Here is a 6,990-nt window from a genome sequence, read left to right as displayed (position 1 = left end):
CCCCCCTTCAAGCCAAATTCAAGNNNAAANCCNNTCCCACCACCCCAGCCCGCCTCCCGGCCTCGGACGCGACCATGGAGCGCCCGAACCGACACGACCTCAGGACACCAAGCCGATCCCGTTGAAGCCCCCCAGCGGGATCACCGCCTGAGCAAGCCGCCGACACGAAGACAAGAAGGCTGCACACGGCTCCGGGGGGCGCTACCGCCTCGGGCATGTGTGCAGGTCATGGGCCCACCGGTGCTTAGTGGAACGCCGCCCGTCCACGCACAGGCCACTGGCGGCCTGTGCGCACCTTCATGGTGGCCTACTTCTGGACCAGGTAGGCCCTATCTCTGTTGAGTACCGCGGAGTGCCGCCAGCCGTATCGCAGGTGATGATGTTGTGCTCTGGGCCGCGTCGAGGAGTCATCTGGCTATTCGCCCTGCAGAAGCACGAAGCTGCGTCGCAAAGCATCCCGAAACTCGCGCTGTGGGTGCTGTTGGGCCGTCCACCGCTGCCAGCGAGACGGATGCCTAGGCGCCTCTCCAACCTGGTACCGGGGCACTGGGAATCCAGCGAGCGCGCCGTTAAGCCACTCCATCTGCCCCTTGTAGCGATGGTGCGCGGGCCCTGTCGGAGCCGCTACACCGTAAGCGAGCAGCACCCCTGTGCAGGTCTCGAGCTGCGCTTGGAGCGCTACACGAGCCTTCAGCCAGCCAGCAGGGCCTACCCCAAGGGTGGCGATGTCGGTAACGCTAGGCGAGGGAATGGCGAAAAGGTTCCCGATGGTGACGGTATCGTAGCCGAGAAGTTCACCTGCGAGTGCGACTCGAGCGCGGGTGCGGGCACCATCACCTACAGGCGGGTTGGCCAAGACGCAGAGCAGTGTTTGAACCACTGCTACCGACGAAGCGTCTGAAGCTTCAGCGCGTCGAGAATGCCGTCCGCGTCCGGCTGACAGAGCCAGTCTTCGTTCTTCGCCCATAGGGTGGCGATACCGACCTGACTCTGAGTGTCAAGCTCGATAATGTGGTGCCCATCGTTGTGCTCGAGGTCTTGGGGAATAGTGTCGGCGACGTAGGCTCCTATGCTAAGAATCCGAGCGAAATCAACGCCTTTTTTGAAGTCCATTAAATACCTTTTAGTAGTTGTGCGGCATCGATCTCGAGTGCACGCGCGAGGGCGATGATGTTGTCAAGGCTTACGTTGCGTTGACCTCGTTCTAGTGAAGAGACGTAGGTGCGGTGGATCCCTGCAGCTTCCGCGAGCTCTTCTTGCGAGAGGCCTGCCGAAAGGCGGTGCTCCCGCACACGGTGGCCGAACGCCTCGCGCTGCCGCTGGATGCGGGGCTTGTCTGAGGCTTGCGTCATGATGGAGGGACGCTAGGACGATGCAGACGATGGGTCTACAGACTATGAGTAACGTTGACGGCATGGCTGAGGAGATCGTGGTGGGTCGTGGTGACCCTGTCTACCTCGCGCATGCCTATCTGACGAAGGTTCCCGTGCCTGCGATTACGCCGTTCATCGAGGCGTACTGTCCGCCCGGTGGTATCGTAGTCGACCCGTTCGCTGGATCTGGCATGACAGGGGTCGCGGCGCGGATTACCGGGCGCCAGGCACGCCTGTCGGACATCTCTGTACTGGGTCGACATATCGGGTCCAACTACCTGAACATGGTGGAAGGGTACGAGTTCACCAGTGCTGCGCAGGCCGTCGTCAAGCGGGCTCAAGACGCTGTGGGCAACATCTACGAGGTCCCCTGCAGTGGGTGCGGTGGGACCGGCCAGCTTGCGAAGACCGTCTGGAGTGTTCTGGTGAGATGCGCGGACTGTGAGAAGTCCGTGAACTACTACCACTCGTTCGAAGCCGCAGAGTGGTTGAAACCGGAAATGGCCTGTCCTCATTGCTCGGCCCGCATTTCGAGCAGACTCGAGCGCGTGGGTGAGCAGCCCGTGGTCGATTACATCAACTGCGCGTGCTCCTCGAAGCAGCGTGAGCAGCCAGCGATCACTGCGCCGAGCGTCGACGTCGACGGCCTGGACTTCCCCCACGTTGAGATTACGCCTGACCGGGAGATGTACCGGGCGTCTGCGTTGGGCAAGAGCGGCTACACGACTGTGGCTTCGTTCTACTCGCCGCGTAACCTACGCACTTTGGTGGCCCTGCGTGATGAGATCCGCGAGATTGAGGACCGCGCCCTTAGGCAAAAGCTGCTGTTCGCCTTCACTGCAACGTTGACTCGGGCGAGCAAGCGGTACCAGTGGTCGCACAAACGCCCGCTGAACGCCGCGAACCAGAACTACTATATCGCGCCGGTCTTCTACGAATGGAACGTCTTCGAACTTTTCGAGCGCAAGGCGACTGCCGTGCTGAAGGCTGATGACTGGATCCGGGCACAGGCGTTCACGCGCAATGTGGATGCGGACACGGTGCCCGCAGAGTACGTCACGGAGAGCGCTGTGGAGCTATCTCTGCCGGATGCAAGCGTGGACTACGTGTTTACGGACCCGCCGTTCGGTTCAAATCTCTTCTACGCGGATATGGCCCTGTTCCAGGAGGGCTGGCTGGATAGCTTTACGGACGTCGGTAAGGAAGCAGTGATCGATCGCTCCACCGGCACGAAGCGTACGGCGGGCCGTTACGAGGCGCTGCTGACGGAGTCCCTCAAGCAGTGCCGTCGCATCCTGAAGCCTGGCGGGCGCATCTCGATGGTTTTCGGCAACTCCTCGGGCAGGATCTGGGCAGTAGTCCAGCGAGCAGTCGCAGCAGCCGGCCTGCGAATCGAGCCGGAGAAAATCGTCATCCTGAACAAGGGGCAGCGCTCTGTGAAAGGGCTGGCTTCGGGCTTTGAACACGTCGCTACGCTCGACCTTGTCCTGACGATGGTTCCGCAGGATGACGCTGAGGCTTCGTTCAAGCAGCCGACGGCTGAGGCCATTGCTGCAGCGACGCGCGAACTGGTTGGTGCTGCTGGCCCTGCCTCTCCGAGCCACCTATATCTGGAGCTGCTCCGTCGCGCGCTTCGGGAGGGGTGGAATGTCGCGGACCTCAACTTGCAGATGGTGACGGCAACACTGCTGGATGATGGGTGGAGCGTCGACCCGAAGACGGGTCTATTGGTGGAGCCTGAGTAGGCGTTTCGAGCAGCCAGAAGGCGGCTGTCATTTCAACAACGGATGGCCGCCCCACTCGAAAATTAGCCGGTGACCACTCTTATATCTGGGCACTTACTCAGGCTCCAGCTCAGCGGCCGGATCAGGTGGAAGCCCGTACACCACGCCTAAGGACGCCATCCTGCACATTCGAACGCCGGAATCTTGCGTTCCGAATTCACCATGTTACTTATAGTCTGTAGACGTTGGTCTAGTGTGCGGGCGACTGTTCCTGTGTGACTGATCATCAACTCGTCCCGAGCCAGAGAGATCCCGACGGCCAAGAGGCTCTGCTTCGACCGCAAGGTGACATCCGCAAGATCGTTGAACTGGGTCTACAGCTTCAGAGACGCGCCTCGGAGCGACATATTCATAACGTGTTTGACGATGGAGGTTACAAGGAGTTGCTGCTGCTTGAATTGTTCAACCTCACCAAGGGGGGAGGGCGAGTCGGTAATGATGCAACAGATGCTCTAGGGCGTGAGTATGAAATCAAAACTGTCGCAAGACTGAATTTTAAAGGTGAGCGCAAGAAGAGCCTTAGTGTTACTACGGAACATACACTCACTCTCGACAACATAGATCGCTATAGGTCGGTTCATCTCTGGATCGTTGCGATTTTCGACCAATCGACTCCGGAAGCAATCTATGAGATCCATCCGAATAGACTGGAGCCGTATTTTTCCCAGTGGGAAGCGGCGCTCCAGAAGCAGATCGATATCGATGCTCGTCGGGGTGGAGGTGCACGTCCTCATCTCAATAACCCTAAAATCCCCCTGAATTTCGTTGCTCGTCATGGTGTAAAAGTTTGGCCTCCGGATGGCCCCGCTCAGGACATGCTTCCTAATTATGTTCAGGAAGGGCTCGAGGAAGCCCAAGAATTTACTGAGTGAGTCATTCGTCGAGAAAGCCCTGATTTCCTCGATGTGGACTATAGGAGGCGGTCGTTGAGTCTGCTCATCAGCTCAGCGGTGTGCCTGCGGTTGCTCACGGTCTCCTGTGGTCGCCCTGATTGCTGTACCTGCCTGCTGTACGTTAAGGCTCACCTCCTGCGATGCCTACCTCAGAAGCCGAAAAAGTGAGGGGTTAGGTCTCTGACCTGCAGCCGTGCAAGCAATCAATGCTGCGACCTGCACTTACTGAGGTTGGACTCGTGGTGTCGTAGGGGCTGACGTCTCGTCCCTCGTTGCGGTATCACCTGTGGCATGCGGTATCCATAAGGGGGCGGGCTGACCGCCGAACGTCAGCAGTTGCGCGAGAAGTTACGGCTGAAGGCGGCCAAAAGATTCGCCCAGGGCGAGACGAATTAGGTGATCGCCAAGGACCTGCGGGTCAGCGTCCGCTCTGTGCAGCGATGTCGGTGGATGTGGGAGGAGGCGGCCCGCGGGCTCTGCGGTCGCAGGGGCCGGCGTCGCTGCTGAGGCTGGGCGAGAAACAGTTCACGCAGATGGAAGGCTGAGCTGACCAAGGGGCCGGCCGCGCATGGTTGGGAGGAGCAGCGCTGGACGCTCGCGCGGATCAAAACGGTGATCGGCCAGCGCTTCCGCCTGACCTACGCCATTCAGGGCGTGCGGAAACCGTTGGTGCGCAACGGCTGGTCTTACCAGGTCCAGGCCCGACGCGCCATGGAGCGGTACGACGAGGCGGTGGCCGGGTGGGCTCGGGAGGCGTGGCCCTGCGCGGAAGAATCGCGGTGGTGAGTGGAGCCTGGCTCGTCTTTGAGGACGAGGCCGGATTCTCCATGACGCCGCCGCAGGCCAAGACCTGGTCGCAGCGCGGCCGGACTCCGGTGGTACGGGTGCGGGGCCGTTCTCGCAGACGGGTGTCCATTGCCGTGTTGACCTGCTATAAGCCCGGCCACAGGTCCCAGATGATCTACCGGCCGCGCCGAGACGACAGACGGCGCGACGGGCGTAAGAGCTTCTCTTGGCGCGACTACCGGGACCTGCTGATCGCCACCCATCAGCAGCTCGGCGTCCCGATCGTGCTCGTCTGGGACAACCTCAACATCCACAAAGCCGCTAATCTACGTCAATGGGCGGAAGCCCGGGCCTGGCCGGCCATCTGCTACCTGCCGCCCTACGCACCCGACCTCAACCCCGTCGAAGGGAGCTGGTCTCTCCTGCGACGCGGCTGGCTCTCCAACGTCGCCTTCAGCACCCCCGAACACCTCACCCAGCGCACCCGCCGCGGCCCACGACACATCCAGTACCGCAGCGACCTGATAGACGACTGCCTCGCCAAGACCGGCTTGACCATCAGACCCACCTGAACAACGCGGCACGACATCACGAGTTCAACCTCAGTAGATCGAGGCCCCTGCACCTCGTCCAGGAGCCTCGCGCTGTGCAAAGTCTTACCTGCGACAACGCTTCAAGATCCCGTCCACGCCTCGTCCACGGACCCCGACATACGGCCGCTCGGCGCTGCATCTGACTGCACATACGCGAAGACCCCGGCCTCAGCGTTTCCGCTGGTGACGGGGTCTTGGACACACTTGCACAGTGTGCCCCCGGCAGGATTCGAACCTGCGCACACGGCTCCGGAGGCCGTTGCTCTATCCCCTGAGCTACGGGGGCGTCCGCCGTGTTTCGCGGCGACGGGTAGAACCCTACCAGCTCTCGGAGGGTGCCCGTGAACAGGTATTTCCGGCGGCCGGGTGGCGCAGGGACCTCCGTGGGGTCCCTCCGTGGCGTCCCCCCTGGGGAGCCGAAGTGGCGAAACGCCGGACGGGGGAGCCGGGCGGGACCTACGCTCGAGTTGTGTCAGGCGTCTCCGGTCGGGTGCTGGTTGTGGACGACAACCGGGTCATCCGGCAGCTGATCAGGGTCAACCTCGAACTGGAGGGCTTCGAGGTCGTGACCGCGGCCGATGGTGCCGAGTGCCTGGAGGTCGTCCACCGGTTCCAGCCCCATCTGGTCACCCTCGACGTGGTGATGCCGCGCCTGGACGGGCTGCGCACCGCCGCCCTGCTCCGTGCCGACGAGCGGACCCGGCACCTGCCGGTCGCGATCATCAGCGGGTGCGACGAGGGGGAGGTGGCGGGCGGCCTGGAGGTCGGCGTGGACGCCTTCCTCGCCAAGCCCTTCGAGCCGGCCGACCTCGTCCGGCTGGTGCGCGAGCTCCTTCCGCCGCCGGCGGGCGGCCTGCACGGCAACGGCCGGGCGGGTACGGCCCAGGGCTGAGGCCGGAGCTGCATCCAGGGCTGAGCCCGGGGCTGAACCCGGGGCGGTTCCCGAGCGGTGCGGCCCTTCCCGCCCGGATGGCGAAACCGGTTCGCGTTCCCTCCCCCCTCCTCGCCTACGCTGGTCCCGTGACCCCCGCAGACCTCTCGCTCACCGTGTTGCGCGCCGTGCGGCGTGCCGTGGGCGACGGGGTCCTGGCCGTGCGCGAGGTGCCCTCGCGAGTCGTCGTGGAGCGGCCCCGCGCCGGGGGGTGCGGGGACTGGGCGACGAACGCCGCGCTCCAGCTCGCCGGGCCCGCCGCGCTGCCGCCCCGGCGGGTCGCCGAGGTGCTGCGCGAGCGGCTGCTGGACGTGCCGGGCATCGAGCGGGTCGACATCACCGGCCCCGGGTTCCTCAACCTCACCCTCCGTCCCGACACCCGCGCCGAGACCGGCCGGCTCCTCGTCCGGAGCATCCGTGAGCAGGGGCTGCGGTACGGGCACGGGGACGCGCTCCGGGGGCTCCCCGAGGACGAGGTCCGTTTCCCGGTCCCGGACGGCGCCGACCTCCGTCTCCGTACCCTCACGGACTGCGTCGTCGCCCTCCTCCGCTCCCAGGGCGCCCCGGCCCGGGTGATCGACGAGCGGGCCGACGGTCCGGCCCCGGCCCCGACGACCGGCGGCCGNNCCC

General features: G+C 63.6%; 5 protein-coding genes, 1 tRNA gene and 2 pseudogenes. 5 read left to right on the top strand and 3 right to left on the bottom strand.

Features of this window, described 5'->3' with window-relative positions; translation table 11 throughout:
• Nucleotides 1–882: 882 nt before the first annotated feature.
• Complete coding sequence (locus MW084_RS02420; RefSeq protein ID WP_010468687.1) at nucleotides 883–1,113, bottom strand: hypothetical protein; 231 nt, start codon at nucleotides 1,111–1,113, stop codon at nucleotides 883–885.
• The gene (locus MW084_RS02415) at nucleotides 1,113–1,352 is read right to left on the bottom strand and encodes a helix-turn-helix domain-containing protein (RefSeq protein ID WP_010468689.1); all 240 of its coding nucleotides are present in this window, start codon (nucleotides 1,350–1,352) and stop codon (nucleotides 1,113–1,115) included. Before MW084_RS02415 ends, MW084_RS02420 begins: the two co-directional genes overlap by 1 nt.
• Nucleotides 1,353–1,414: 62 nt before the next feature.
• Between MW084_RS02415 and MW084_RS02410 the strand changes: the two genes are divergently transcribed.
• The 3 genes and pseudogenes from MW084_RS02410 (at nucleotide 1,415) to MW084_RS24445 (ending at nucleotide 5,408) form a co-directional block, all read left to right on the top strand.
• Nucleotides 1,415–3,118: a DNA methyltransferase gene (locus MW084_RS02410; protein WP_275563448.1), complete on the top strand. Its 1,704-nt coding sequence runs from the start codon at nucleotides 1,415–1,417 to the stop codon at nucleotides 3,116–3,118.
• Between the two features lie 254 nt (nucleotides 3,119–3,372).
• Nucleotides 3,373–4,029: a PDDEXK family nuclease gene (locus MW084_RS02405; protein ID WP_106428017.1), complete on the top strand. Its 657-nt coding sequence runs from the start codon at nucleotides 3,373–3,375 to the stop codon at nucleotides 4,027–4,029.
• Nucleotides 4,030–4,365: 336 nt separating this feature from the next.
• Nucleotides 4,366–5,408, top strand: a pseudogene (locus MW084_RS24445) (IS630 family transposase).
• 235 nt (nucleotides 5,409–5,643) lie between these two features.
• Here the strand turns inward: MW084_RS24445 and MW084_RS02390 are convergent.
• A tRNA-Arg gene (locus MW084_RS02390) sits at nucleotides 5,644–5,715 on the bottom strand.
• Nucleotides 5,716–5,850: 135 nt separating this feature from the next.
• Here MW084_RS02390 and MW084_RS02385 point away from each other — a divergent pair.
• Together MW084_RS02385 and MW084_RS02380 are read left to right on the top strand one after the other, a co-directional pair.
• Nucleotides 5,851–6,321: a response regulator gene (locus MW084_RS02385; protein WP_078571395.1), complete on the top strand. Its 471-nt coding sequence runs from the start codon at nucleotides 5,851–5,853 to the stop codon at nucleotides 6,319–6,321.
• A gap of 128 nt (nucleotides 6,322–6,449) precedes the next feature.
• A pseudogene (locus MW084_RS02380) lies at nucleotides 6,450–6,985 on the top strand (ArgS-related anticodon-binding protein NrtL); the annotation flags it as partial.
• Nucleotides 6,986–6,990: the final 5 nt, after the last annotated feature.

It is taken from the genome of Streptomyces sudanensis (assembly GCF_023614315.1).
GTDB lineage: Bacteria > Actinomycetota > Actinomycetes > Streptomycetales > Streptomycetaceae > Streptomyces > Streptomyces sudanensis.
Note: the sequence above shows the minus strand (reverse complement) of the source record. Positions and strands in the feature narration are given on the sequence as shown.

Bases quoted from the DNA above. Each gene is read 5' to 3' on its own strand.
- MW084_RS02420 (WP_010468687.1), bottom strand. From the start codon at position 1,113: ATGGACTTCAAAAAAGGCGTTGATTTCGCTCGGATTCTTAGCATAGGA.
- MW084_RS02410 (WP_275563448.1), top strand. From the start codon at position 1,415: ATGGCTGAGGAGATCGTGGTGGGTCGTGGTGACCCTGTCTACCTCGCG.
- MW084_RS02415 (WP_010468689.1), bottom strand. From the start codon at position 1,352: ATGACGCAAGCCTCAGACAAGCCCCGCATCCAGCGGCAGCGCGAGGCG.